This is a genomic window from Rhizobium tumorigenes, from assembly GCF_003240565.2.
Classification (GTDB): Bacteria; Pseudomonadota; Alphaproteobacteria; order Rhizobiales; family Rhizobiaceae; genus Rhizobium; species Rhizobium tumorigenes.
This window is the reverse complement of the sequence record NZ_CP117255.1, coordinates 614,253-639,147: the sequence shown is the minus strand read 5'-3', so window position 1 is coordinate 639,147 and position 24,895 is coordinate 614,253. Positions and strand designations below refer to the sequence as shown.

At 63.0% G+C, this 24,895-nt stretch carries 24 protein-coding genes; 9 read left to right on the top strand and 15 right to left on the bottom strand.

What is annotated here, in order from left to right; all coding sequences use genetic code 11:
- Window positions 1–116: 116 nt before the first annotated feature.
- A complete protein-coding gene (locus PR017_RS03110; protein ID WP_111220221.1) occupies window positions 117–1,673 on the top strand; it encodes a helicase HerA-like C-terminal domain-containing protein in 1,557 nt (518 codons plus the stop codon).
- 64 nt (window positions 1,674–1,737) lie between these two features.
- Here the strand turns inward: PR017_RS03110 and PR017_RS03105 are convergent, their stop codons facing one another.
- Together PR017_RS03105 and PR017_RS03100 are read right to left on the bottom strand one after the other, a co-directional pair.
- Window positions 1,738–2,043 carry an alkylphosphonate utilization protein gene (locus PR017_RS03105; protein WP_111220219.1) on the bottom strand — a complete coding sequence of 102 codons (306 nt, stop codon included), beginning with the start codon at window positions 2,041–2,043 and terminating at the stop codon, window positions 1,738–1,740.
- Between the two features lie 65 nt (window positions 2,044–2,108).
- A complete protein-coding gene (locus tag PR017_RS03100; RefSeq protein ID WP_111220217.1) occupies window positions 2,109–2,528 on the bottom strand; it encodes a winged helix-turn-helix transcriptional regulator in 420 nt (139 codons plus the stop codon).
- Window positions 2,529–2,628: 100 nt separating this feature from the next.
- Here PR017_RS03100 and PR017_RS03095 point away from each other — a divergent pair, with 100 nt between their 5' ends.
- Window positions 2,629–3,750, top strand: a complete 1,122-nt coding sequence (locus PR017_RS03095; protein WP_111220215.1) for an NADH:flavin oxidoreductase — start codon at window positions 2,629–2,631, stop codon at window positions 3,748–3,750.
- Between the two features lie 30 nt (window positions 3,751–3,780).
- Here the strand turns inward: PR017_RS03095 and PR017_RS03090 are convergent, their stop codons facing one another.
- From PR017_RS03090 to PR017_RS03075, 4 genes are all read right to left on the bottom strand, one after another.
- On the bottom strand, window positions 3,781–4,545 hold the full coding sequence (locus PR017_RS03090; protein ID WP_111220758.1) for a VOC family protein: 765 nt from the start codon (window positions 4,543–4,545) through the stop codon (window positions 3,781–3,783).
- Window positions 4,546–4,774: 229 nt separating this feature from the next.
- On the bottom strand, window positions 4,775–5,200 hold the full coding sequence (locus PR017_RS03085) for a hypothetical protein (RefSeq protein ID WP_111220213.1): 426 nt from the start codon (window positions 5,198–5,200) through the stop codon (window positions 4,775–4,777).
- Window positions 5,197–5,451: a hypothetical protein gene (locus PR017_RS03080; protein WP_111220211.1), complete on the bottom strand. Its 255-nt coding sequence runs from the start codon at window positions 5,449–5,451 to the stop codon at window positions 5,197–5,199. Before PR017_RS03080 ends, PR017_RS03085 begins: the two co-directional genes overlap by 4 nt.
- 177 nt (window positions 5,452–5,628) lie before the next feature.
- On the bottom strand, window positions 5,629–6,051 hold the full coding sequence (locus PR017_RS03075) for an organic hydroperoxide resistance protein (RefSeq protein ID WP_111220209.1): 423 nt from the start codon (window positions 6,049–6,051) through the stop codon (window positions 5,629–5,631).
- A gap of 139 nt (window positions 6,052–6,190) precedes the next feature.
- Between PR017_RS03075 and PR017_RS03070 the strand changes: the two genes are divergently transcribed.
- Window positions 6,191–6,643, top strand: coding sequence for a MarR family winged helix-turn-helix transcriptional regulator (locus tag PR017_RS03070; protein ID WP_240538989.1), 453 nt, complete (start codon window positions 6,191–6,193; stop codon window positions 6,641–6,643).
- A gap of 19 nt (window positions 6,644–6,662) precedes the next feature.
- Here PR017_RS03070 and PR017_RS03065 read toward each other — a convergent pair whose 3' ends face one another.
- Both PR017_RS03065 and PR017_RS03060 read right to left on the bottom strand, forming a co-directional pair.
- The gene (locus PR017_RS03065) at window positions 6,663–7,394 is read right to left on the bottom strand and encodes a L,D-transpeptidase (RefSeq protein ID WP_111220207.1); all 732 of its coding nucleotides are present in this window, start codon (window positions 7,392–7,394) and stop codon (window positions 6,663–6,665) included.
- A gap of 168 nt (window positions 7,395–7,562) precedes the next feature.
- Entirely contained in the window at window positions 7,563–8,360 is a 798-nt protein-coding gene (locus PR017_RS03060) for a L,D-transpeptidase (protein WP_111220756.1), read from the bottom strand.
- Window positions 8,361–8,603: 243 nt separating this feature from the next.
- Between PR017_RS03060 and PR017_RS03055 the strand changes: the two genes are divergently transcribed.
- Together PR017_RS03055 and scpA are read left to right on the top strand one after the other, a co-directional pair.
- Window positions 8,604–9,977, top strand: a complete 1,374-nt coding sequence (locus PR017_RS03055) for a methylmalonyl-CoA mutase family protein (protein WP_111220205.1) — start codon at window positions 8,604–8,606, stop codon at window positions 9,975–9,977.
- A gap of 958 nt (window positions 9,978–10,935) precedes the next feature.
- Window positions 10,936–13,071, top strand: coding sequence for a methylmalonyl-CoA mutase (scpA, locus tag PR017_RS03050; RefSeq protein ID WP_111220199.1), 2,136 nt, complete (start codon window positions 10,936–10,938; stop codon window positions 13,069–13,071).
- Window positions 13,072–13,550: 479 nt separating this feature from the next.
- Here scpA and PR017_RS03045 read toward each other — a convergent pair whose 3' ends face one another.
- The 3 genes from PR017_RS03045 to PR017_RS03035 form a co-directional block, all read right to left on the bottom strand.
- A complete protein-coding gene (locus tag PR017_RS03045) occupies window positions 13,551–14,573 on the bottom strand; it encodes an alpha/beta hydrolase family protein (RefSeq protein WP_240538988.1) in 1,023 nt (340 codons plus the stop codon).
- 88 nt (window positions 14,574–14,661) lie between these two features.
- Window positions 14,662–16,299: a cisplatin damage response ATP-dependent DNA ligase gene (locus PR017_RS03040; RefSeq protein WP_111220197.1), complete on the bottom strand. Its 1,638-nt coding sequence runs from the start codon at window positions 16,297–16,299 to the stop codon at window positions 14,662–14,664.
- A gap of 232 nt (window positions 16,300–16,531) precedes the next feature.
- Entirely contained in the window at window positions 16,532–17,545 is a 1,014-nt protein-coding gene (locus tag PR017_RS03035) for a ligase-associated DNA damage response exonuclease (RefSeq protein ID WP_111220195.1), read from the bottom strand.
- A gap of 246 nt (window positions 17,546–17,791) precedes the next feature.
- On the opposite strand from PR017_RS03035, the gene PR017_RS03030 reads away from it, so the two are divergent.
- From PR017_RS03030 to PR017_RS03020, 3 genes are all read left to right on the top strand, one after another.
- A complete protein-coding gene (locus PR017_RS03030) occupies window positions 17,792–18,580 on the top strand; it encodes a carbon-nitrogen hydrolase family protein (protein WP_111220753.1) in 789 nt (262 codons plus the stop codon).
- A gap of 82 nt (window positions 18,581–18,662) precedes the next feature.
- Window positions 18,663–20,021, top strand: coding sequence for a TIGR03808 family TAT-translocated repetitive protein (locus PR017_RS03025; RefSeq protein ID WP_111220752.1), 1,359 nt, complete (start codon window positions 18,663–18,665; stop codon window positions 20,019–20,021).
- Between the two features lie 102 nt (window positions 20,022–20,123).
- Window positions 20,124–20,783 carry a glutathione S-transferase family protein gene (locus tag PR017_RS03020; protein ID WP_111220193.1) on the top strand — a complete coding sequence of 220 codons (660 nt, stop codon included), beginning with the start codon at window positions 20,124–20,126 and terminating at the stop codon, window positions 20,781–20,783.
- Window positions 20,784–20,786: 3 nt separating this feature from the next.
- Here the strand turns inward: PR017_RS03020 and PR017_RS03015 are convergent, their stop codons facing one another.
- Both PR017_RS03015 and PR017_RS03010 read right to left on the bottom strand, forming a co-directional pair.
- Complete coding sequence (locus tag PR017_RS03015) at window positions 20,787–21,407, bottom strand: glutathione S-transferase family protein (protein ID WP_111220191.1); 621 nt, start codon at window positions 21,405–21,407, stop codon at window positions 20,787–20,789.
- Between the two features lie 111 nt (window positions 21,408–21,518).
- The gene (locus PR017_RS03010; protein WP_111220189.1) at window positions 21,519–21,875 is read right to left on the bottom strand and encodes a DUF4406 domain-containing protein; all 357 of its coding nucleotides are present in this window, start codon (window positions 21,873–21,875) and stop codon (window positions 21,519–21,521) included.
- Between the two features lie 117 nt (window positions 21,876–21,992).
- Between PR017_RS03010 and PR017_RS03005 the strand changes: the two genes are divergently transcribed.
- Window positions 21,993–22,748 carry a DeoR/GlpR family DNA-binding transcription regulator gene (locus tag PR017_RS03005; RefSeq protein WP_111220187.1) on the top strand — a complete coding sequence of 252 codons (756 nt, stop codon included), beginning with the start codon at window positions 21,993–21,995 and terminating at the stop codon, window positions 22,746–22,748.
- A gap of 28 nt (window positions 22,749–22,776) precedes the next feature.
- Here PR017_RS03005 and PR017_RS03000 read toward each other — a convergent pair whose 3' ends face one another.
- Both PR017_RS03000 and PR017_RS02995 read right to left on the bottom strand, forming a co-directional pair.
- Window positions 22,777–23,772 carry an asparaginase gene (locus tag PR017_RS03000; RefSeq protein ID WP_111220751.1) on the bottom strand — a complete coding sequence of 332 codons (996 nt, stop codon included), beginning with the start codon at window positions 23,770–23,772 and terminating at the stop codon, window positions 22,777–22,779.
- A 117-nt stretch (window positions 23,773–23,889) separates the two neighbouring features.
- Entirely contained in the window at window positions 23,890–24,888 is a 999-nt protein-coding gene (locus PR017_RS02995; RefSeq protein ID WP_111220185.1) for an NAD(P)H-quinone oxidoreductase, read from the bottom strand.
- Window positions 24,889–24,895 lie beyond the last annotated feature (7 nt).

The following is a 24,895-nucleotide window of genomic DNA, read 5'->3' as shown; positions in this document are numbered from 1 at the left end:
ATTATGGCAGCGTCCGCAGCAAGTTGTTGTTCCTGCGGAAGACCCTCTTTATAAGCAAGCAATGTAAAACACGATCGCAGCCGGCAGGGCTGCCTGATCCGGTGGGGAGACGACGGATGGCTGATGACAAGGGACAGATCTTTCTCGGCGCCAGCCGCAAGCCGGACGACAGCATCGCCGGCAAGGAATACCTGTCGCTGAAGTTCGGCAACCGCCACGGGCTGGTGACCGGGGCTACCGGTACCGGCAAGACCGTATCGCTCCAGGTGATGGCCGAGGGCTTTTCGCGGGCCGGCGTCCCGGTCTTCTGCGCCGACGTCAAGGGCGACCTTTCCGGCATTGCGGAGCGGGGCGAGCCGAAGGATTTCCTCTTGAAACGCGCCGAGGAGATCGGCCTCTCGCCGTATGAGTTCGAGCAGTTTCCGGTGATCTTCTGGGATCTCTACGGCGAAAAGGGCCACCGCGTGCGCACCACGATTGCCGAGATGGGGCCGCTGCTGCTGTCGCGGCTGATGAATGCGTCGGAGGCACAGGAAGGCGTCATCAACATCGCCTTCAAGATCGCCGACCAGGGCGGACTACCGCTGCTCGACCTCAAGGATTTCCAGGCGCTGCTCAACTACATGGGGGAAAACGCATCTGCGCTGTCCAACCAGTACGGCCTGATCTCGAAATCCTCCGTCGGATCGATCCAGCGCGGGCTGCTGGTGCTGGAGCAGCAGGGCGCCGAGCATTTCTTCGGGGAACCGGCGCTGAAGATCAGCGACATCATGCGCACCAGCCAGAACGGTTACGGCCAGATCTCGGTGCTGGCCGCCGACAAACTGATGATGAACCCGCGGCTCTATGCGACCTTCCTGCTCTGGCTGCTGTCGGAACTGTTCGAGGAACTGCCCGAGATCGGCGATCCCGAAAAGCCGAAGCTGGTGTTCTTCTTCGATGAGGCCCACTTGCTCTTCGACGACGCTCCGAAAGTGCTGACGCAGCGCGTCGAGCAGGTGGTGCGACTGATCCGCTCGAAGGGCGTCGGCGTCTACTTCGTCACCCAGAACCCGCTCGACGTGCCGGACACCGTGCTCGCACAACTCGGCAACCGCGTACAGCATGCGCTGCGCGCTTATACGCCGCGTGAGCAAAAAGCAGTACAGAGCGCTGCCGAGACGTTCCGGCCCAACCCCGATTTCGATTGCGCCACCGTCATCACCACGCTCGGTACCGGCGAGGCGCTGGTGTCGACGCTGGAGGGCAAAGGCGCGCCGTCTATCGTCCAGCGCACGCTGATCCGCCCACCTTCCGGCCGCGTCGGACCGGTCACGGATGACGAGCGCCAGAAGATCATGGCCAACAGCCCGGTCGCCGGCCAGTACGACCAGGATATAGACCGAGAATCCGCCTACGAAATCCTGATCGCCCGGGCCAGCAAGGCTGCGGACCAGGATGCCGCCAAGCAGCACCCGCAGGCTCAGCCCGCCGACAACGACAACGCCTCGGGCCGCTGGACCCTGCCCGGCTTTGGCGGAGACAAGGACGAGACCAAGGAAAAACCGGCCGGACGAACAGGATATCAGCGCGAAACGGTCATGGAGGCGGCGCTCAAAAGCGTTGCCCGCACCGTTGCGACCCAGGTCGGTCGAGCGCTGGTGCGGGGTATTTTGGGGAGCCTGAAGCGGTAGCAGGCGCCGGGTGTGAAACGAGAAAACCGGAGAAGCCCCGGTTCTGATCCCGGGGCTGTGGCGATCAGCGCTTGCGGACGAACTCGGTGCGCAGGACAAGACCCTTGATGGCGTCGTGGCGGCAGTCGATCTCTTCCGGGTTGTCGGTCAGACGGATAGACTTGATGACGGTGCCCTGCTTCAGGGTCTGGCCTGCGCCCTTGACCTTGAGATCCTTGATCAGCGTGACGCTATCGCCGTCCGTCAGGACCGTGCCGGAGGCATCGCGCACTTCGACGGCACCGGGAGCGCCGGCAGCCTTTACTTCGGACGCGGGACGCCAGTCGCCGGTCGCCTCGTCATACACGTATTCGTCGTCATCGGCTGCCATCGAAATCTACTCCTGATGCAAAGATGGCCGCTTATAGCAGTCGCGCAATCAATCGCAACATCTCCTCACCCGCTCTTCCTCTGGTCGAACCGGGCGCGGGCCGTTTCAACGCTCTGGAGGTTGTCGACCGTCCAGCTGTAGAGAGCGCGGAAAGGCGTTTTCAGCGAATGACCAAGGGGGGTGATGCTGTACTCGACGGCAACCGGCGATGTATCGATGACGCGGCGGTCGACGATACCGTTGCGCTCGAGACGACGCAGGCTCTGGGTCAGGGATTTCTGGGTGATGCCCTCCAGCGTGCGCCGGATCTCATTGAAGCGCAGCGGGCCGTCGCAAAGGGCTGCCAGCAGCAGCACCGACCATTTGTCGGCGACCTGCTCCAGGAGCAGGCGGTGCGGGCAATCGGCGGCGCTGAGAACCTTTTTCCGTGGCGAGCTTGCGATTTCCCCACCGGCTTCCCGCGACAATGCCTGCTGTTCTGACATGGTGGTTTCCTTTGAGCAACCTAGTGGCTAAAAAGTGCCTGATTGACACTAAGTATCCAGGATATACTAATCTGCCGCATCATCAATGCGGAGCCTTTCCATGAGTTCAACAGACGTAACCTCCCTGTTCCAGCCCTTCCGCGTCAAGTCGCTGGAACTGAAGAACCGCATCGTCATGGCGCCAATGACGCGCTCGTTCTCGCCGGATGGCGTACCGGGCGACAACGTCACCGCCTATTACCGCCGTCGCGCCGAAAACGAAGTCGGACTGATCCTTTCGGAAGGCACGGCAATTGACCGCCCGGCCGCCAAGAACGATCCCAATGTACCGTTCTTCCATGGCGAGGCATCGCTTTCCGGCTGGAGCGACGTCATCGACGCCGTCCATAAAGCCGGCGGCAAGATGGGGCCGCAGATCTGGCATGTCGGCGCCGTCAGGAACGCCCGAACCGAGTGGGTTCCGCCATCGCCACTCGAGAGCCCATCGGGACTCGAGGCGCCAGACACACCATTCGGTGAGGCAATGAGCGACGAGACGATCGCTGACACGCTTGCCGCCTATGCGCGTGCGGCTGCAGATAGCAAGCGCCTAGGCTTCGACACACTCGAAATCCACGGCGCCCATGGCTATCTGCTCGACCAGTTCTTCTGGGGCCTCACCAATGTCCGCGACGACCGGTTTGGCGGCACGTCGATCAAGGAACGCTCGCGCTTCCCGATCGAAGTTGTCAAAGCCATCCGCGCCGCAGTCGGTCCGGACTATCCGATCATCCTGCGCCTCAGCCAGTGGAAGCAGCAGGACTACAAGGCCCGCCTGGCGGAAACACCGGATGAAATGGCGGACTGGCTGGTGCCGCTGGTCGAAGCCGGGGTCGACGTGCTGCATTGCTCGCAGCGTCGTTTCTGGGAGCCTGAATTTGCCGAAATCGATGGAGAGAACGGCCTGAACTTTGCAGGCTGGGCGAAGAAGCTCACCGGCGCTGCCACCATCAGCGTCGGCTCCGTCGGCCTCTCCGGCGATTTCATGGCTGCTTTCGGCGGAGAAAGCTCGACGCCGACCGGTCTCGACAATCTGGTGCGCCGGATGGAGCGCGAAGAGTTCGACCTCATCGCCGTCGGCCGTGCGCTGATCAGCGATCCGGCCTGGGCCGCCAAGATCCACGCCGGCAATACCGCCGCTCTCAAGAACTTCAGTCCGGCGGATTTCGGCCAGCTGGTCTGATCTAGCCTCGACAAAACGTGACGGCGGCAATTATCGCTTTGCCGCCGTCAACGCGAACAATGCCCCCTGCGGATCGACGCACTGCACGATCCATATACCGCCCGGCACCTCCGTCGGGCCGAAGACGACACGACCTCCTGATGCCTCGACGCGCCCGACGGCCGCATCGATTTCGTCGACGGTGACGTAGAAGACCCACTGGGCATGCTGCATCGTCGGCGGCCGGGTCATGATGCCGCCGATATCCTGGCCATCGATGCCGAAAATCCGGTAAATGCCCGTCGGCCCCATATCCATCTCGCGGTGCAACTGCCAGCCGAATGCCTGCCGGTAGAAGGCAAAGGCCGCCTCGCCGTCGTCGGCATAGAGCTCGCGCCAGCCGATATGACCGACAGCTCCCACCGGCAACGGCGGCGGCGGGTCGCCGCCATCGGACTGGAACAAAGCAAAGGTCGCCCCATCGGGATCGCCGACGATGGTAAAGCGCCCGATGCCCGGAATATCGGCCGCAGCCCGGTGCACGACCCCGCCGGCCATGACGATATCGGCAGCCAGCGTGTCAACGTCATCGGCGCCGATATAGCCGATCCACTGGGGCGCGATGCCCATGCTGCGGGCGCTGGCAGGAAGCGCCATGGCGCCGCTGACCGGGCGTCCATCGACCGTGAACATCGTGTAGTCCATGCCGGACATGCCCGAAGGCTGGGTCTCCCAGCCGATGACCGCTCGATAAAACGCCTCGGCCGCCTGCGTGTCCCCAGCCATCAGTTCATACCAGACGAAGTTCCCCCGCATGCCTACCATTCCCGCCTCCCCACCGACCGGATTTGCCTGGGTTCAAACCTTATGGGGCGACGCAACTGGATACAAGAGCGTGTCGAAGTACACCGCAGCGATGTACTTCGCGTCAGAAATACAGGTTCGGCTCAAAAGGAAAATTGATAGTGACCTCTGGATTGAAGGCGGAATTCGTTTTCCGGTCCACACAGATGTCGTCGCTTTTACTGTGGAGGAGCGTGCGCGATCAGCGCTTGGCCAATGCCACCCGTCCCTTCATCATGGTCTCATGCAGTTTGACTTTGATCCGCTCGAAAAGTTCCGGCGGGATCATGCCGTAGTGATAACGGTGTGGATCCGAGGGTAAAGTCCGGAGATGATTTCCGGGCCACTCGAACCTGTTGGCCTCGCTAACCCTTATCCAGTTGGCATGGTCGTCCAGGCCGAGTTCTCGGCAGAGTTCTGCGGGAACCTCGATCGAAAAATCCTCCTCGCCGAGTTCCGGTGGAGAGTGCGTGATCGGCACCACGATCGTGTCGTTGGTCCGCGCGTGGTATACGACAATCGCGCAGGGCCGGTCCTTGCGACCCTGCGTCAATCCTTCACTTTCTTCCTTGTCCCAGAGATAGTTGTACCGCACGACAAGACCGGCCACGGCGGTCGGGTAGCTCACTCGGATGCTTTGCCGTGCACCGAGTTCATGATCAACGCCATGGTCTCGTCATCCATCTCGCTGACGCGAATGACTTGCCGTTCGCGTTTTTTCATATCGTGGTAGTGTTTCAGTTCAGATGCGGAGAGGAAGCCTCCGATCGTCCGGTTGTGAGCGGTGACTTCGATCACGCCGGCCGACTGGACCTGCTCCCGGAATGTCGTGAATTTTCGCGCAAACTCGGTTGCCGGCACTTTCAAAATTTCAGCCATCAACGCGTGCCTCCCGTTTTTTTGTAAAATGCGCGTTTTACACATTTTGTCAAGGAGAGCGCCTCACGGCTTGTGCAACGGTCTGTTAACCGACATCGGTCCTCGCCCTGTTTTCCGAAACAAAAAAGGCCCTCTCCCGGCTGGGAGAAGGCCCTTCGTGTCACGGCAAATGCTGGCTCAGGCAACCGTGACCGGCACTTCGGTCGTGGTGCGCATGGCGTGGCTGTAGGGGCAGACGATGTGGGCGGCAGCGGCGAGCTTTTCAGCCTCGGCCTTGTCCATGCCCGGGATGTGGACCGACAGCGCCACTTCGATGCCGAAGCCGGTGCCGTCTTCGCGCGGGCCGATGCCGACCGTTGCTGTGATCCTGGTGTCTTCCGGGATGCTGACTTTCTGCTGGCCGGCAACGAATTTCAATGCGCCGAGGAAGCAGGCGGAATAACCGGCGGCAAACAGCTGTTCCGGATTGGTGCCGGCAGCGCCGTCGCCACCCAGTTCCTTCGGAACCGTCAGCGTCACGTCGAGTGCGCCGTTTTCAGATGCGGCGTGGCCTGCACGGCCGCCTGTTGCAGAAGCCTTTGTGGTGTAGAGAATAGGCATATCGCGTTTCCTTCTCGGTTGGATGATTTTGTATATCGCGAAATCTAATTGTGCGCAATAGATATTTGCGATTTGATTTCGGAAAGCCCCTGTGGGCAATTAGATGGGAACCGAACGGCAGGATGAAATGGCAAAGCACATGACAATACCAGTGGTGCCCGACGAGGAAAAACGCCTCGAGCGGCAATTGTGCTTTGCCGTCTACGCCACGGCGCGAGCGTTTACGCGTGCCTACAAGCCGATCCTCGACCGCGTCGGCCTGACCTATCCGCAATATCTGGTGATGCTGGTGCTGTGGGAAAAAAGCCGGCTGCCGGTGAAGGCGATCGGCGAGCAGCTGGATCTCGATTCCGGAACGCTGTCGCCGCTGCTGAAGCGTCTCGAGCAAAACGGGCTTATCGTCCGGACACGCGATGCGGAGGACGAACGTCAGCTTATCGTGTCGTTGAGCGACAAGGGAGAGGCGATGAAAAGTGAGGTCGATGGCATCATGCTCGCCATCGGCGAGACCGTCGGCTGCAGCATCGACGACATGGCAGGTCTTCGCGACCGCCTGCAGCAGTTGCGGGCCAACCTGACAAAGTCAGACTGACCCGCATTTTCAAGGTCTGTTACTGGATGACCATGATCGGTGCCTTTTCCGGCACGCGGTCGTAGACGTCGATGACGTCCTGGTTCAGCATGCGGATGCAGCCCGACGATACGGCCTTGCCGATCGAATGCCAGTCCGGATTGCCGTGCAGGCGATAGAACGTGTCCTGCTTGCCCTGGAAGATATAGAGAGCACGCGCGCCGAGCGGGTTCTTGAGGCCCGGGCCCATGCCGCCGTTCTTGATCGAATACTTGACGAGTTCCGGCTGACGGGCAACCATTTCGTCCGGTGGGTTCCAGCGTGGCCATTTCTGGCGCCACTGGATAACGCCGGTGCCCTGCCAGGCGAAGCCTTCGCGACCGACGCCGATGCCGTAGCGCATCGCCGTGCCGCCGGGTTCGGTGATGTAGAGGAAGCGGGTGCGCGTATCGACGATGACCATGCCGGCCGGCTGGCCGGTGTCGTTGACAACGCGCTGGCGCCAAAACTTCGGGTCGATCTGCTGATACGGAATGGCCGGCAGGAGATAGCCGTTGTCTTCCATAGCAGCGTAGATAACGGCCGGATCTGGCTGTTCGCCCCGATAGCCGTTGCCGCCGAGCCAGCCGCTGATCATCGGCATCGGGTTGCGGTATTCGATGATCTGGCCGCCGGGACCGGCCGAAGAGGCGCAGCCGGCGAGCGTTGATGCGGCGCCGATGCCGGCGAAGGTCAGAAATTTACGGCGTGAAAGAGACGAAGGCAGGTTCATGAGTGAACATCATTCCATGGTGCGGGGGCGTCGGGCGGACAAAAACGACAAGTGCCGAATCAGTTCCGCCGATTGAAGACCATTCAGGCTTAACAAGCCTTTAAAGTGCCTTATCCTCCGCCGCTATCACGCTTATGCAACAGCTCCTAAAATAGTAGCCGTAGGCGCCTACATCACGACAATTTGCGTATGGGCCGGCACGCGATTGTAGAGATCGATGACATCCTGGTTGAGCATGCGCACGCAGCCCGACGATGTCGGCTTGCCGATCGACTGCCAGTCCGGCGTCCCGTGGACACGGTACAGCGTGTCCTTGCCGTTGTTGTAGATATAGAGCGCCCGCGCACCCAGCGGGTTTGTCGGCCCCGGGTTCATGCCGCCGCGCTCGGCCGAAATCGGCCTCATATCAGGCTCGCGCGCCACCATTTCTGCCGGCGGCGTCCAGCGAGGCCACTTCTGCTTCCACTGCACCACGCCCCGCCCGGCCCAGGCATAGCCTTCGCGACCGAGCCCGACGCCGTAGCGCATCGCCTTGCCGTTGCCCTCGACCAGATAGAGAAAGTAGTTCCGGGTATCGACGACGATGGTGCCCGGCCGCTCGGTCGACTGGTAGCTGACCTCCTGACGCAGGAAGCGCGGATCGATCCGGGAATAGGGTATGGCCGGCAAGGTGAAATCGTCTTCGTGCTGCTGGGCATACATCGCCTGGTGCACCGGATTGGACACCGGCAAGCCATAGGTCTGGTGGAACTGCGTCTGGTAGATATTGCGAACCTGCGGCACCGGCTGCACCGGCAGGCGCTTGACCTTCTCGGGATCGATGCCTTCCGGCTGATAGAAGACCGGCGCGGTTTCCTGGGCGAAGCGATCCGGATCGGTGGCGCCGGTGTCGGGAATGATGCTGCAACTTGCCAGTGCGAGGCAGGAGACAGTCGAAGCCAGCAACAGCAAACGGGAAAGGAGCATAGGACCAGCCATCATCGAGAACGCGCAAAAGGAGCAATGCACCGCACCCTGCCAGCCACGGCTGGCGCGAGGCTGGTGTCCGGTGCAGAAGGAGGAAGTAGGCAGTGAGGCAGTGAGGCAGTGAGGCAGTGAGGCAGGCTTGTCATCCGAATTAGGCGGGATGGCGCAGTTATTTTTAGAAACCGGCCAAAGTGTTGTTTTCGACGCCGCCTCGCTCCTTTAGAACGACCTGAGGAGGATCGTATGACGCTGAACATTCTCGACCCGCAGGCTTTTGCCGCCACAGATCGCGAGGCTTGGCTGGTGCTGGTTGGCAAGGCGCTGAAGGGCGCTGATTTCGACCGCACGCTGGTGTCTGCGACCGACGACGGTATCGCCATCCAACCGCTCTACGACAGGGTCCGGGATGCAACACCGCTGACGCGTCGTCAGCCATCGGCAGCATGGGCGATCTCCCAGCGGATCGACGATCCGGATACAACACGCGCCTTGTCGCAACTGGCCGACGATCTGGCCAACGGCGCCACGGCTGTCAGCATGGTGTTTGACGACAGCGCCCAGGGTTTTGGCATGGGGATGGCTGCAGACAACAGGGCCATTGTCGCCTCAATCTTTGCCGCCACCGCAGGCCGTCCGGTTTCGGTGCGGCTCGAACAGGGCGTCCAGTCGGTTTCCGTCGTCGATGTCCTCTTGCAGTCGTCCGGCGCGGACCTGCCGCAGACCGTGCATTTCGGCATCGACCCCTTCACCCCGGCGGCCTTTGGCGGACGGCCTGTCGAGACGGGCGACCTCGGCACCCGCTTCCGGCAGCGGCAAGGGCTGGCACGCGGCGGCACCATCCTGAACGCGGACGGGCGGATCATCCACAATGCCGGCGGCACCGAGGCGGAGGAACTGGCCGTCATGGCAGCGACAATCGCCGCCTATCTGCGCCTCCTGGAGGCAGAGCGCATCGAGCCGGAGGCGGTGCTCGGCGCCATCAGTCTCAACCTCTGCGCCGACCAGGACCAGTTTCTCACCATGGCCAAGGTGCGCGCCGCACGGCTGCTCTTTGCCCGCATCGCAGAAGCCTGCGGCGTCGATCCAGCGCTACGGCCGCATGTTTTCACTGAAACCAGCTACCGCATGCTGACGCTGCGCGATCCCGAGACCAATATCCTTCGCAACACCATCGCGGTATTTGCCGCCGGCACGGGCGGCGCCGACGAGATTGCCGTTCTCCCCCACACCCTCACGCACGGCCTTCCCGACCCGCTGGCGCGACGGCTCGCGCGTAACACGCAGCTTATACTGACCGCCGAAAGCCACCTCGCCGACGTCACCGACCCATCCGCAGGCTCCGGCGGCATCGAGGCATTGACGGACGCACTGGCGGCCAAGGCCTGGGCGCTGTTCGGCAATATCGAACGTGCAGGTGGTTTGCAGACCGCCATCGCCGATGGCAGCCTGGCATTGATGATCGCCAAGTCCCGCCGAAACCGTCCAGCCAGACCGATCGTTGGCACTTCACTCTACGCACCCGAAAACGACCGCCCCGCCTCCGTCCTCGGCCCCCTCCACCCGATAGCAACCCTAGGCATGCAGCCGGTGCGGCGGGATGAGGAGATCGCGCGATGACGGCTGGATTGGGGAGAAGACGGAGCTATCCGGCAATGGGCCGACAGCACGGGATGACGTGTCCGCTACCGGAACCCGAGGGGCTTACCGGCCGAAGGGTCGCATCCCCCACCTTCATTCCTGTGCTCGTCACAGGAATCCAGCACGCCCAAGTCCCTGGGCGGAAAAGACTCTTGCGCACGCGGCACCGGTCCCCTCAAGGCGCAGACGCGCCTTGGTTGGATTCCTGTGACGAGCACGGGAATGAGGGAGGATGGGGCGGCGCTCGCGAAAAAGGAGTGGGGCCACGGCGCGGGTCATTGATAGGTGGCCAAGAAAACCGAGTGACATCTGCCTTGCGACTATGCGGCCTGACACCCCCCTCCTCGAAACAGGGCCGGCTTGCGGCGACACAGAGCGCCGCCCCTTCCCTCATTCCTGTGCTCGTCACAGGAATCCAGCACGCCCAAGTCTTTGGGCGGAAAAGACTCTTGCGCTCGTGGCACCGGTTCCCTCAAGGCGCAGACGCGCCTTGGCTGGATTCCTGTGACGAGCACAGGAATGAGGTAGGATGGGACAGTGCTCGGGAAAAAGGAGTGGGCCCGCGGCGCGGGTTATCGATAGGTGGCCAAGGGAGCCGAGTGACATTTGCCTTGCGACTACGGGGCTTGAGAGCCCCCTCCTCGAAACAGGACCATCTTGCTGCACAGAGCGCCGCATCCCCACCCCTCATTCCTATGCTTGTCACAGGAATCCAGCACGCCCAAGTCTTTGGGCGGAAAAGGCTCTTGCGCGTGTGGCACCGGTCCCCTCAAGGCGCAGACGCGCCTTGGCTGGATTTCTGTGACGAGCGCAGGAATGAGGGCGGATGGGGCGGTGCCTGTCGAAGATCGGTGAGCCGGTGCCTGGGGTCTTGGGGCTCGTTGATGAAGGGGCGTGGCGGGGCACTCGTGCCGGTCATGGGCTTGGGAGATATCGTATGAGCCGCATTCCTGATTTTTCAATCCTGCCCTGGGTTCGCCCTGACCTTCCGACGCTAGCAGAAGCCGGTGGCGCCTGGGAGACGCCTGAGGGGATTGACGTCAAACGTCGCTATGGCGAGGCGGAACTGACCAAGGTCCCGTTTCTCGATACCTATCCGGGTGCAGCGCCCTTCATCCGGGGCCCCTACCCGACGATGTACGTCCAGCAGCCCTGGACGATCCGCCAATATGCCGGTTTCTCGACGGCCGAGGCGTCGAACGCATTTTACCGGCGCAATCTGGCGGCCGGACAGAAGGGGCTTTCGGTGGCCTTCGACCTTGCCACCCATCGCGGCTATGACAGCGACCATCCGCGCGTCGCCGGCGATGTCGGCATGGCCGGCGTCGCGATCGATTCGATCCTCGACATGCAGCAGCTGTTCGATGGCATTCCGCTCGGCGAGATGAGCGTTTCGATGACGATGAACGGTGCGGTGCTGCCGATCATGGCGCTCTACATCGTTGCCGCCGAGGAACAGGGCGTATCCGAGGACAAGCTGTCCGGCACCATCCAGAACGACATTCTCAAGGAGTTCATGGTCCGCAACACCTATATCTATCCACCGCAGCCCTCGATGCGGATCGTCTCGGACATCTTCAGCTATACCAGCCGAAGAATGCCGAAATTCAACTCCATCTCGATTTCCGGCTACCACATGCAGGAAGCCGGCGCGACGGCAGACCTCGAACTTGCCTACACGATTGCCGACGGCATCGACTATGCGCGGGCCGGCGTTGCTGCCGGGCTCGATATCGACAAGTTTGCGCCGCGCCTGTCGTTTTTCTGGGCCGTCGGGATGAACTTCTTCATGGAGGTGGCAAAGCTCAGGGCCGCGCGACTGCTCTGGGCGGCGCTGATGCAGAAGAATTTTGCGCCGAAAGACCCGAAGTCGCTGGCGCTACGCACCCATTGCCAGACCTCTGGCTGGTCGCTGACGGCGCAGGACCCGATGAACAACATCGTCCGCACCATGGTCGAGGCGATGGCGGCGACGCAGGGGCATACCCAGTCGCTGCACACCAACGCCTTCGACGAGGCGCTGGCACTGCCGACCGATCACTCCGCCCGCATTGCCCGCAACACGCAGATCCTGCTGCAGACGGAATCCGGCACCAGCCGCATCATCGATCCCTGGGGCGGCTCGGCCTATGTGGAACGGCTGACGCACGATCTCGCTGCCCGGGCGCTCAATCACATCGAGGAGGTCGAGGCGCTCGGCGGCATGGCGAAAGCCATCGAAACCGGCATCCCCAAGCTGCGCATCGAGGAAGCCGCCGCCCGGACGCAGGCCCGTATCGACAGCGGCCGGCAGGCTGTGGTCGGGCTCAACGTCTCCCGGCTCGCCGAGGAGCGCGACGTCGACGTACTGACGATCGACAATTCCGAGGTGCGCGCCCGGCAATTGTCGAAGCTGCAGCAGTTGAAGGGTTTGCGCGACACTGCTGCCACGGAGCAGGCGCTGGATGCGCTGACGCTGGCGGCCCGCAATGGCGAGGGCAACCTGCTCGATCTCGCGGTCAAGGCGGCGCGCGCAAGGGCTACCGTCGGCGAAATCTCGCTGGCGATGGAAAAGGCATTCGGCCGGCACGTGGCCGAGGTGCAGACGATCTCCGGCGTCTACCGCAGCCAGGTCGGCGACAGCGATCCCGTGTTCAACGCCGCCGTTGCCGCCGTCGAGGGGTTTCGCAGGGCACGGGGTGCGGCGCCCCGCATTCTGGTTGCCAAGATGGGCCAGGACGGCCACGACCGGGGCCAGAAGGTCATCGCCTCGGCCTTTGCAGACATCGGCTTCGACGTCGTCGTCGGCACGATGTTCCAGACGCCGGAGGAAGTGGCCGATCTCGCGGTGCGCGAAGGCGTCGATATCGTCGGTGCCTCGTCGCTCGCCGCCGGCCATCTGACGCTGGTGCCGGAGTTGAAAAGCGCCCTCACCCGCCGGGGCGGTGCCAGCATCCTGATTGCGGTCGGCGGCGTCATTCCCGTCCAGGATTTCGCCACGCTCAGGGCCGCCGGCGCCGACGCGATCTTTCCGCCGGGCACCGTCATCGCCGAGGCGGCGCAGGCGCTGATCGAGCGGATGACGCCAGCATGAAGACGACCCCGGGAAGGTCGCCATAGTCTATCCTGTGTTGAGATTATCAGACCGGTTGCGCCGGCAATGGCGCGGTGGCAATGTCTATGCCTCTGATAAAGCAGAGATAGAGCAGAGATAGAGCAAACCATCACGCAAAAGGCACAACCTTGAAACCTTCACCGTTAGCATCAATATTTTCGGCACTGATTTTTCTGAGTGCATGCTCAACCACGTCCCCGTCAAACCAGGCATCGACCTCGGATGCCTGTGGTGCATCCCGATATCAAAAGTTCGTGGGCGGGCCATCCTCTGCGACAGTGGGGCTCAAAATACCCGGAGACTCCCGCCACTACGGGAGCCAGGAACGTGTCGCCACCGATACGCCGTCGCGGCTGAATTTTGTCCACAGCGGCACAGCATTCGAGAGCGTCACCAACCCGAAATCGACCGTGATACGGGTGTTCTGCGGATAAAGCCGCCCATTTTTCCGCGACAGGCTAGGCGGCAATGCCCTTGAAGAACTGGATGCTGCGTTCGATTTCGGCCGGCAGGGCGGAAAAGTGGCCGCCCGGGATGACATCGACGTCCATGTTGACATGCGCCTCGCGGGCCCGTTTCGACAGGACGCCGACGCGGGTGACGAAGTGCACCTCTTCCGAGCCGTGCATCACCTTCATCGGGCACTTGAAGCTGTGAGCGTAGCAGACAGGCGAGCGCATCTGGAATTCGCGCGGGTCCTTGTCGTCGAAGCGGATGTCCTGCGGGTACCTGTTGAAGAAAGCGAAGGAGTCCGGATTTCCCGATATCGGCGCGGCGGCGCGAAAACGCCGCGTCGACATCGCCGTCAGCATGGCCAGCGTGCCGCCGATGCTGTGGCCGGCGAGGAACATGCGATGCGGATCGACTCCCGGCATGTGACGTAGCCGGTCCGAGGCGGCCAGCACGTCGTCAACCTCGTCGTAGAAGCCGGAGAAGTTACCCTTCTGGCCATTTTCGCCGCGCATGCTGGGGATCATCACCACGTAGCCGGCGTCTATGTAGGGCTTCATCAGCTGCCAGTGGCCCTGGCCGATCGCGTTGCCGCCATGCAGGAAGAGGACTGCCGGGCGCGGCGTGCGGGTGCGCTCATAGCGCGATACCCAGGCGACGAGCTCGAGCTCTCCGCCATAGCCGCTGCGGTAGAAAATCTGGTTTGCACCTTCGGGAGCGACGAGCGCTTCGTACTTATCCGGCGCCGGTCCCTTGACGAGCAGGTTGGTGCGGAACTTGCGGCGCTCGCGCTGATAATCGCCGCTCATCTGCGCCGGTGCTGTGTTGGGAACATCCGATGCCTTTGCAGCCGGGGTTTGCGCAGCAGCAGTGGCCGGCGCCGGTGGCGTCGTGGAAGCAGCAGCTGGCGTGGTGGCGCGGGAGGCAACGGAAGCTGCGCGGGCGGAGATCGGAAGGAGCACGCATGAGGCGAGGCCGGTCAGAACCGCACGGCGGCGGTGGGAGAACTCAGGTACATCAGTCAAAGTCAAAGCTCCGTCGGTGGTTCCCCGCCAGACCAAGTCTGCACGGGTTGAAAGTCGGCGCCAACTCACTTTGTGGTGAGGATTCGCAGCGACGCTAATATTCGGCTGGAGGGGTCTTGGCGTCAATCATTGCGACCAGTGTTTCCAGCCGATCGGCCTCGAAAGGCGGTTTATCCTGCCGCAAACGGGCGATCCGCGGGAAGCGCATGGCCACGCCGGACTTGTGCCGGCTCGAGCGGTTAATGCCCTCGAAGGCGACCTCGACCACAAAGCCGAATTCACGCTCAGCCCTCACCGACCGGACCGGACCGAAGCGCTCGACCGTGTTGTTGCGCACGAACTTGTCGAGCACCTCCAGTTCGGCATCGGTGAAGCCGAAATAGGCCTTGCCGACCGGCACGAGCTGCTCGCCCTCCGGTGTCGTCGACCAGACGCCGAAGGTGAAATCGGAATAGTAGCTCGAGCGCTTGCCGTGGCCGCGCTGGGCGTACATCAGCACCGCGTCGATATTGAACGGATTGCGCTTCCATTTGAACCACGGGCCCTTGGCCCGGCCGGCTGTGTAGGGGCTGTCGCGGCGCTTGATCATCACCCCTTCGATAACAGGATCGGGCGGCGCCGCGCGGAGCCTGTCGAGCTCGTCCCAGTCGGTGAAATCGACGAGCGCCGAGAGATCGAAACGGTCGTGCGGCGCGTGCTCGATGATCTCGGCCAACCGGTTGCGACGCTCGATGAAGCCCCGGGCGCGGACATCCTCGTCGCCGTCGAACAGCAGGTCGTAGGTGCGGATGAACGCCGGGTAGTCGGCGAGCATCTGGGCATTCACCGTCTTGCGGTTCAGTCGCTGCTGCAGGTCGGAGAAGGTGCGGGTCGGGCTGTTGGAGCGCGCCGTGCCGCCGATCAGCAGTTCGCCGTCGATGACGCCCTCGAAGGTGATGGCGTCCACCACGTCAGGGAAGGCACCGGAGATATCGTCGCCCGAGCGCGAGTAAACCTTCGACGTCGAGCCCGAGCGCGACAGCTGGACGCGGATGCCGTCCCATTTCCATTCGGCGGCAAAGTCCTTCGGGTCGAGGCCATCGAGATTGCCGGGTTCGACCGGGTTTGCCAGCATGACGGAGTGGAAGATCGCAGGCGTTGCCAGCAGCGGCCGGTCGCCCTTGCCCTCGAGCCACTGGAACAGCGTCACGTAGGGTGGCTCCAGCCCGTGCCACAACGTCTCGATCTCGGTCACGTCCTTGCCCGACAATTCGGCCAGCGCCTGCTTGGCAAGCCGCGCCGACACACCGATGCGCATGGCGCCGGTCGCAAGCTTCAGGAAGGCGAAGCGACCGGAGGGATCGAGCCTGTCGAGCATGTCGCGCACGAAGCCACGCACCTCGGTGCGGCCCAGCGCATTCATCTCGTCGATGACCTGGCCGAGACCTGGCTCATCTGTCGGCGCGCGCTCTATATCCGCATCGTTGTCCCAGACCAGCGAGATGGTCTCGGCGAGATCGCCGACATAGTCGTAGGAATAGCGGAACAGCACCTGATCCATCCGCTCCAGCACCAGCTCGCGCAGCATCGCCGGCTTGACGTTGCGCACCTCGAGGGTACCCGCAATGGCCGCCAAGCCATAGCCGCGGTCGGGATCGGGCGTGTCGCGGAAGTAATCGGTCAGCAGCTTCAGCTTGCCGTTCCGGCTGGGCGTCAGCACCAGGCGATCGAGGAGATCGGCAAAGGCTTTCATGAGCGGCTCCCGCAAGCAAGCGAGACATTTCCGGTGTGGCGGGGATGGCCGCTCCAGCGATCTCCCCCCTTGTGGGGGAGATGCCCGACAGGGCAGAGGGGGGTATGCGGCACATTCAGAATTTGCGGAGAGCTACCCCCCTCTGTCAGCTGCGCTGACATCTCCCCCACAAGGGGGGAGATCGGGCGAGCGCCGCCTTCTCCCGGGCGCAACAGTCGGTCGCGATCCACCATCAATCCCCCTCGTCCTCGTATCCGACCAGATGCAGTGGCTTGGCTTTGATGCCCTGGAGTTCGCACCAGCGGACCAGGGCTTCCTCGCGGCCGTGCGTCACCCAGACTTCCTGGGGCTGCAGCTCGGAAATGGTTTCCAGCAGTTCCGGCCAGTCGCAATGGTCGGAGATGACCAGCGGCAGTTCGACGCCGCGCTGCTTGGCGCGTTGGCGGACCATCATCCAGCCGGAGGCAAACGCGGAGACGGGGTCGTGGAAGCGTCGCGCCCAGCGGTCGGCGAACGCCGAGGGCGGGCCGACGACGATGGCGCCGTGGAATGTCGTCTGGTCGGCGCGGCTTTCGATGGTCGCCGGCCGGAGCTCGCCGAGCGCGATGCCCTGGCTCTCGTAGTAATCGCACAGCCGCGTCAGCGCACCGTGGATATAGATCGGCTCGTCATAGCCGCAATCGCGCAACAGGCGGATGACCCGTTGCGCCTTGCCGAGCGCGTAGGCACCGACCATGTGGGTGCGGTCGGGAAACTGTTTCAGCGAGGCAAGCAGCCGGCGCGTCTCGGCCATCGGGTCCGGATGGTGGAAGACCGGCAGCGCAAAGGTCGCCTCGGTGATGAAGACGTCGCAGGGCACGGGCACATAGGCGGCGCAGGTGGGGTCCGGGCGACGCTTGTAGTCGCCGGATACGACGATGCGCAGGCCATCCTTCTCGATGGCGATCTGCGCCGAGCCGAGCACATGGCCGGCGGCATGAAAGCTGACGGTGACGCCGTTGACGACGATCTCCTCGCCAAAACCGGCCGCCTGCTCGCTGCCGGCAAAGCCCTCGCCGTAGCGAATACGCATGATGTCGAGCGTCTGGCGGGTGGCAAGCACATGGCCATGGCCGGGCCGCGCATGGTCAGAGTGCCCATGGGTGATCAACGCCCTGTCGACCGGACGCACCGGGTCGACATAGAACCCGCCGACCGGGCAGAAAAGCCCTTCCGGGGCGGGGTAAAGCAATGCATCTGGCCTCATGGAGGACAAGATAGCGACAGTTTCCCGGACGGCCAGAGGGGGGTGTGCTTTCGCGCAAATTTAGATGGGTCAACGGCGGAGCGCGATGGGCTGCGCTGTCGCAGCGGCCGGCATGTGCTGGGGCGGTTTCTGCTTGTCGATGGGGCGCAAAACGGTGATACCTTCGTGCTTGCGAGGGCGCATCGACAGACTGCTGTCTTGAACAAGACGGCCATGTGCGATTGCGATGCAGACAAGGAGGATGTCTTGGCAACCCATTCGATGCGCGTCGGGCTGGCGCAAATCATGCCGGATGCGGACATTGGTGCCGCGATTGCCTCGGCAGCCAAGGCAGCCGCCGATGTCGTGGTGTTTCTCGAGATGTTTTCCAACGGTTACAGCCGCTACGACGGCACGGATGCGAGCTCTAGAGCGTCCTGGATCGATGGAGCAGTGGTCCCGGATGGGGAGTACGTGAAGCGGTTTCGCGACGCAGCGCGCAAACATGGTATTGCCGTCGTGGCAACCTTTCTCGAACGGGCCGAACCCAAGCCCTTCAACGCTGCAGTCCTGATCGACAGTGACGGCGAAATCGTGCTGCAGCAGAGAAAGCGACACATCTGCCATTTCGACATACCGGAAGATGCCTGCGCACCGGGCGACCGCTCCAGTGTCGCTCGCCTTTCGACCCGGAACGGCGATGTTACCGTTGGCATCATGATCTGCATGGACCGCGAATTTCCCGACGTGGCGTCCGACCTCGTCCACTTGGGCGCCGAGGTCATTTTCGTGCCTAACAGCAGCCCTCTTGTCGATGACCGCGAGGTGGGCGATGTCCGCGTGGCAGGCATCCGCGCCATGGCGTTCCAATCGGTTGTTGGTGTCGCCGTGGCCAACTATCCGGCACCGAAGAACGACGGCCGGTCTCTCGCCGTCGATCCCCTTGGACGGATTGTTTGCATGGCAGGAGAGCAAACAGAGATCGCCTTTGCGGACTTCGATCTGGAAATGATCAGGGCGACGCAGCAAAAAGAGTGGTTCCGGCGTGTGCGATAGACCGGGATCGCGTCTCGTGCGATTTTATCGGCATCATGAGGAGATGCATAAGGTGAACTCCCTTCCATTCGAGGAGCCGAGCATGATTTCCCGACGTGAGTTGATGGTTGGCGCTTTTGCGGCAGCTGCGAGTGCGGGAGCGGTTTCGCCGCATGCCTTTGCGGCGCCGCTGGCAAAAACCGGGGTCTCGGAGATGCGCGGGGCCATCGATGGCGTGGCGTTTCGGAAGCGGGTGGCGGCGGATGGGCTGCAATCGATGATCGATGCGGCGGCGCGGGACAAGGGGCCGGTGATGTTGCCGGCCGGCAACTACACGGCCTCGAACCTCACCCTCCCCGACAATACGCGGCTGATCGGCGTCCCCGGGGCGACGCGCATCGTCTATGGCGGTGGCGGGTTTCTGATGAATGCGGCCGATGCCGGGCGGATCGAGATCTCCGGCGTCGTCATCGACGGGGGGAACCTCGGGCTGGCCGCGGATGCCGGCGGGCTGCTGCGGTTCAATGGCGTCGGCGATTTGCTGGTCAGCAATTGCGAGATTACCGGCAGCGCCGGGAATGGGCTGCATCTGGAGCGCTGCGGCGGCAGGATCGAGCGCAACCGTATTGCGGGCGCGGCGAATGCCGGCGTCTATGCGGTCCAGTCGAACGCGCTGACCATCACCGGCAACCGCGTCGAGGATTGCGGCAATGGCGGCATTCTGGTGCATCGCTGGCAGAAGGGCGAGGATGGCAGCGTCATCTCCGGCAACCGCATCGCCCGCATCGGCGCCCGCGACGGCGGCACGGGGGAGAACGGCAACGGCATCAACGTCTATTACGCCGGCAATGTCATGGTGACCGACAACCACATCGCCGACTGCGCCTTTACGGCGGTGCGAGCCAACTCTGCTTCGGACGTGCAGATCAGCGACAACCAGTGCCTGCGCTCCGGCGAGACGGCGATTTTCTGCGAATTCGAATTCGAGGGCGCTGTCGTGTCGGGCAACCTGATCGACGGCGCCGCCAATGGCATCGCCATTGCCAATTTCGACAAGGGCGGCCGGCTCGCCAGTGTCACCGGCAACGTGGTGCGCAACCTGTCGCTGTCGGCGCCCTATGCGCAGGACGGCGGTTTCGGTATCGGCATCTCGGCTGAGGCAGACACGCTGATTTCGGGCAACGTCATCGAAAACGCGCCGCTCTGGGGCATCAAGCTCGGCTGGGGGCCTTATATGCGCAACCTCGTCGCCTCCGGCAACATCGTCCGTAATGCGCCTGTCGGTTGCGCGGTCTCGGTCGCGAACGGGGCGGGATCGGCGGTGATTTCGAACAACCTGTTCGAGGCCGCGAGCCAGGGGGCAATCGTCGCCTTCCTCTGGGACAAGCCTGCATCGGCCGACCTCGTAACCGGCAGCACGGCCTATCCGCAACTGACGATCCTCGGCAACCGCTTGGCGTAGCGCGACCGATCAAAAGCTTTCATCGCTGCATCAACGCCAGCTGCTTCCGTTCGCCTGCGCTGCCAGATAGGTTTGTCGGCATAAGCAATAGAGGGGACTTTCATGCTGACGATCTATGGTGTCTACCGCTCGCGCGCATCGCGCAACTACTGGATGGCAAACGAACTGGGGATTCCGTTCAAATCCATACCCGTCATGCAGGCCCACCGTCTGGACGAGCCGCTGGCGCCGGGCGCACCGATCAACACCATGTCGCCGGAGTTCCTCGCCATCAACCCGATGGGGCTGATCCCGAGCATTACCGACGGCGACTTCGTCATGCACGAGTCGCTCGCCATCAACCTCTACCTTGCGCGCAAGCATGGTGGGCCGCTCGCTGGCCAGACGACGGAAGAGGACGGCCTGCTGTCGATGTGGACGATCTTCGCCGCGACGGAACTGGAGCCGCACAGCATCCGGCTTGTCCAGACCTACGACCGTGGGGAACAGGGCACAGACGCCGGCAAGGCCACGATCGCGGTGGCCTGCCGTCTCCTGAAGCGGCCACTGGACGTGCTGGAGAAGCATCTCTCGGCGAACGGCCATTTTGTCGGAAACGGCTTCACTGTCGCCGACCTCAACGTTGCAGAAGTGCTTCGCTATGCCCAGAGCGAAGCAGCATTGTTCGACGCGCGTCCGGCCCTCGACGCATGGATCAAGCGCTGCCAGGCGCGCGCCGCCTACCTTGCCATGCAGGCGACGCGCGGGCAGGAAAAAGGCTGAGGCTCAGCCCTTTTCGATGGCGAGCGCCTGCTGCACCGCCGCCCGGTCGCGCATACGCTCGCCATGCGCCTTGACCTTGGGAAACCGGTCCATATCGACACCGTCGCCGGGCAGCCAGTTGGCGACGGTAAAGAGATAACCGTCGGCCACGGAGTAGTTGGCGCCGAGCACCCAGGGGCCGGCCAGTAACTGGTTCTCGATCAGCAGGACGCTCTCGGTCATGGTTTCGGCCACCTTGGCCTTCATCGTCTCGATGGCGGCTGCATCGTCCGACCAGCGACTGCCCCGGCGCCCATGGGAGTGGTTTACGTGGACGGTCGATGACAGGTAGTTGTTGAATGCCTGCATGACGGCAAAGGCGAAGGAGTCATCGAGCGGCGCCAGTCGCACGTTGCGCGAGACCTGGGAGATATAGGCGAGGATCGCCGGCGTCTCCGTTATGACGCCACGCTCGGTCACCAGCGTAGGCACCCTACCCTTCGGATTGAGTTTGAGATACTCCGGCGTCTTCTGATCACCCTTCGAGAGATCCATGCGGCGCGGCTCGTAGGCGATGCCCGCTTCCTCCATGGCGATGAGGCTCGCAAGCGCACAACTTCCCGGTGAATAATACAAAAATGTCATGATGATTCCTCTCCCTTGGGAGAGTAGAATAAGCGCGTTTCCCACCGAAGTGAAAGGCCATGCGCCGGAAAATCGGAGGATAAGAGGGCGATAGATCGCCCCCTGCCGACTTCAGGCGCAGCCGGGAACATCCTCCAGGCGGGTCCAGACGGGAATGCCCCTTTGCCTGGCGATGCGCACATCGTTGTCGGCGCCCTTGGATGCGCCCTCCAGGCGCAGCACGCCGTCGCAAAGCGCCAGAAGCCGGCCGGCCACAGGATGAAAAATAGCCTCGTAGAGGTCATCGCCTACGGTTTTTCCACCGGCGGCGTTCCAGATGGGCAAGGCAACCCACTCGCCGATCATCGGCACGTGGCCGGCCTCGAACAAGCGATGCGACGGCGCTTCCAGCCGCTTCAGGTTTTCCGCCATTTTCACCGGGTCGTCGTTCGTGCCGGAGCGATAGGGGCCGGCAATCAATATCAACATGGTTCGTCTCCCGTCGCCTGATGCGACAATTTGCATGAATAGAGATAATATTGCTGGTATGTCGAGTCATATTTCTTATTATGCGCAATATCGTGTATTTTCGTGCAGGAAGAAAACATGCTGACGAACCAACGCAAATCGACAATCCAGGCGGCCTTGCGCAGCGACGGACAGGTGATTGCCAAGCAGATGGCGGAAATGCTCGGGGTGTCGGAAGACACCATCCGGCGCGATCTGCGCGAGATGGCAGCCGAGGGGCTATTGCTGAGAGTGCACGGCGGGGCGATGCCGCTGTCGCCGGACTTGCCGGACCTGTCTGCCCGCCGCAGCCTGTCGTCGGGCGAAAAACAGCGGCTCGGCGCCTATGCCGCCGGGATGGTCCGCCCGGGCCAGACGGTGTTCCTTGACGGCGGCACAACGAACGCTGAGATCGCGCGACACCTGCCACGAGACTTTGCCTTCACCTTGGTGACACACAGCCCGACGATTGCCGGCGAACTGGAACACCATCCGACGGCCGAGGTCATCCTGATCGGCGGACGGATCTACAAGCACTCGATGGTTTCAACCGGAGCGAGTGCGATGGCGGCGATTTCGCTGGTGCGGCCGGATATCTTCTTTCTCGGGGTTACCGCCGTCCACCCGGCCCGCGGGTTTTCGACGGGCGACTTCGAGGAGGCGGCCATCAAGCGGCATATCTCAGCATGTTCCGCCGAAACATTCGTGTTGGCGACGCCGGACAAGCTCGACGCATCGTCGCCGTGCCATATCCTGCCGCTTGCATCCGTGGCCGGCATGATCCTGCCCGGACCGCTGGCGGAGGCCGACCTCCAGCCTTACCGCGATGCCGGACTGGCGATCCAACTGGCGTGAGCGCCTGCCTCGGCGAATTCGCTGGGGCTTAGATCGTCGCCCTGACGTCGCCGACGTGAATGCCGTTCCAGTTGTGCATCGACTTTGTCGCCATGGCCGTCAGGCCGGCATGGATCTCGCCATCGGTCTCGAAGAAGCGGGCGAGCGTGGCGGCGATCATCGCCTCGGCTGCGCGGCCGGTGCCGTCGTCGCACTTGACGGCGATGGCGATGCCCTGCTCCGGGATGGCGGCGCAGAACACGCCCTCGGCGCCGGTCTTGCAGAAGATCTTGCCGGGTGCGATCTGCATCAGTTCCGTGCAGGCGCGGCCGCTGCCGGCGACATAGAAGGGTTCTGCCATGCAGGCCTCGATCAGCCGGCGCGAGGCCTGGGCACGCAACGGGGCGAGACCCTGGCCGGTCGCCATCTTCGCAAAGCCGTGCGCGAGAGCGCGCAGCGGCACGGCATAGGTCGGGATCGAGCAGCCGTCCGTGCCGCAGACGTCGGCGCCGAGCGTGGCACCGGTGAGGTCCTGCATCGTGTCGCGGATCTGCTGCTGCAGCGGATGCTCGTAGCCGACGTAGCCCTTGCTATCGATGCCCTGGTGGCAGCAGGCGCAGACGAAACCGGAATGCTTCCCGGAGCAATTGTTGTGCAGCGCTGTCGGCTTCTCCAGCGTGCGGGCCTGATGGATCAGGGTCTTCTGGTTGGAAGACCAGTGGGCGCCGCATTCCAGCGCCTCGACATCGCGGCCAGCGCGCGCCAGCATCGAGGCTGCCAGCGCCACATGCTCGTCTTCGCCATTGTGGGAGGAGCAGGCCAGCGCCAGTTCCTTGTGGCCGAAACCATAGGCATCGGCAGCGCCGCTTTCGACCAGCGGCAAGGCCTGCATCGCCTTGCAGGCAGAGCGCGGAAACACGCCCGCATCGATATCGCCGCGTGAAAACACCACGCCGCCGTCGCCGTCGACGACAACGATCGTGCCGCGATGGCGGCTCTCGACAAGCAAACCACGGGTAACTTCGACGGTGACGGGATTGGTCATGATGGCATCCGATGCTGGTGGGGTCGAGCGGTGATAGCGTCTGGGGCGACGCTTGCCAACTGTCATCGCACCATCGGTTCGCGCTGCTCCCGGTTCACAAGGAGCAGATTCGTCCGCTCATTCCACGCGGAGCATGATCTTGCCAATGTGGCTGCTGGTTTCCATCATCTTGTGGGCTTCGACGACATCCTCGAAGGCAAATGTATGGTGGATCAGCGGGGCGATGGTGCCGGCATCCAGCAGCGGCCAGACCTGCGACAGGAGATCGTCGCGGATAGCGCGCTTTTCCTCCGCCGTGCGCGGCCGCATCGTCGAGCCAGTGACCGTCAACCGCTTGACCATGATCGGCGCCAGATTGACCTTCTCAGCCACCGAGCCGCTGAGGAAAGCGATGATCGACAGGCAACCGTCCTTGGCGAGGGCCGCTAGGTTCTTTTCCAGATAGGCAGCACCGACCATGTCGAGAATGATGTCGACGCCGCTTTCTGTCTCCGCCTTGATGACCTCGACGAAATCCTCGTCGCGGTAGTTGATCGCCCGCTTGGCGCCGATCCGGACGCAAGCGTCGCATTTATCCTTGGAGCCGGCCGTGGTGAAGACCTCGGCGCCGAAAGCACGGGCAAGCTGGATCGCCGTCGTGCCGATGCCGCTGGAGCCTCCATGGATCAGGACGCTCTCGCCCTCGGTCAGCCCCGCCATCTGGAAGAGATTGGCCCAGACGGTGAAATAATTTTCCGGTAGCGCTGCAGCGCGAACCGCGTCGTACCCGTTCGGGAAGCGCAGCGCCTGGGAGGCGGGAACGGCACAGTATTCGGCATAGGCGCCGCCATTGGCAAGGCCGCAGATCTTGTTGCCGATGGCAAATTCGGTGACACCGGGTGCGACATCGACGACCTCGCCGGACACTTCAAGACCGAGGATGGGGCTTGCATCCTTCGGGGCCGGATAGTTTCCCTGACGCTGGGCAACATCGGGGCGGTTGACGCCTATTGCCTCGACCCGCACGAGAACCTCGCCGGGCTTCAGCACCGGCAGCGGCTTGCGGACAATGGTCATCACCTCGGGGGCGCCGAAGGACGGCAGGTCGACGCAGCGCATATCAGTTGGCAAAGGCATCTGGCTC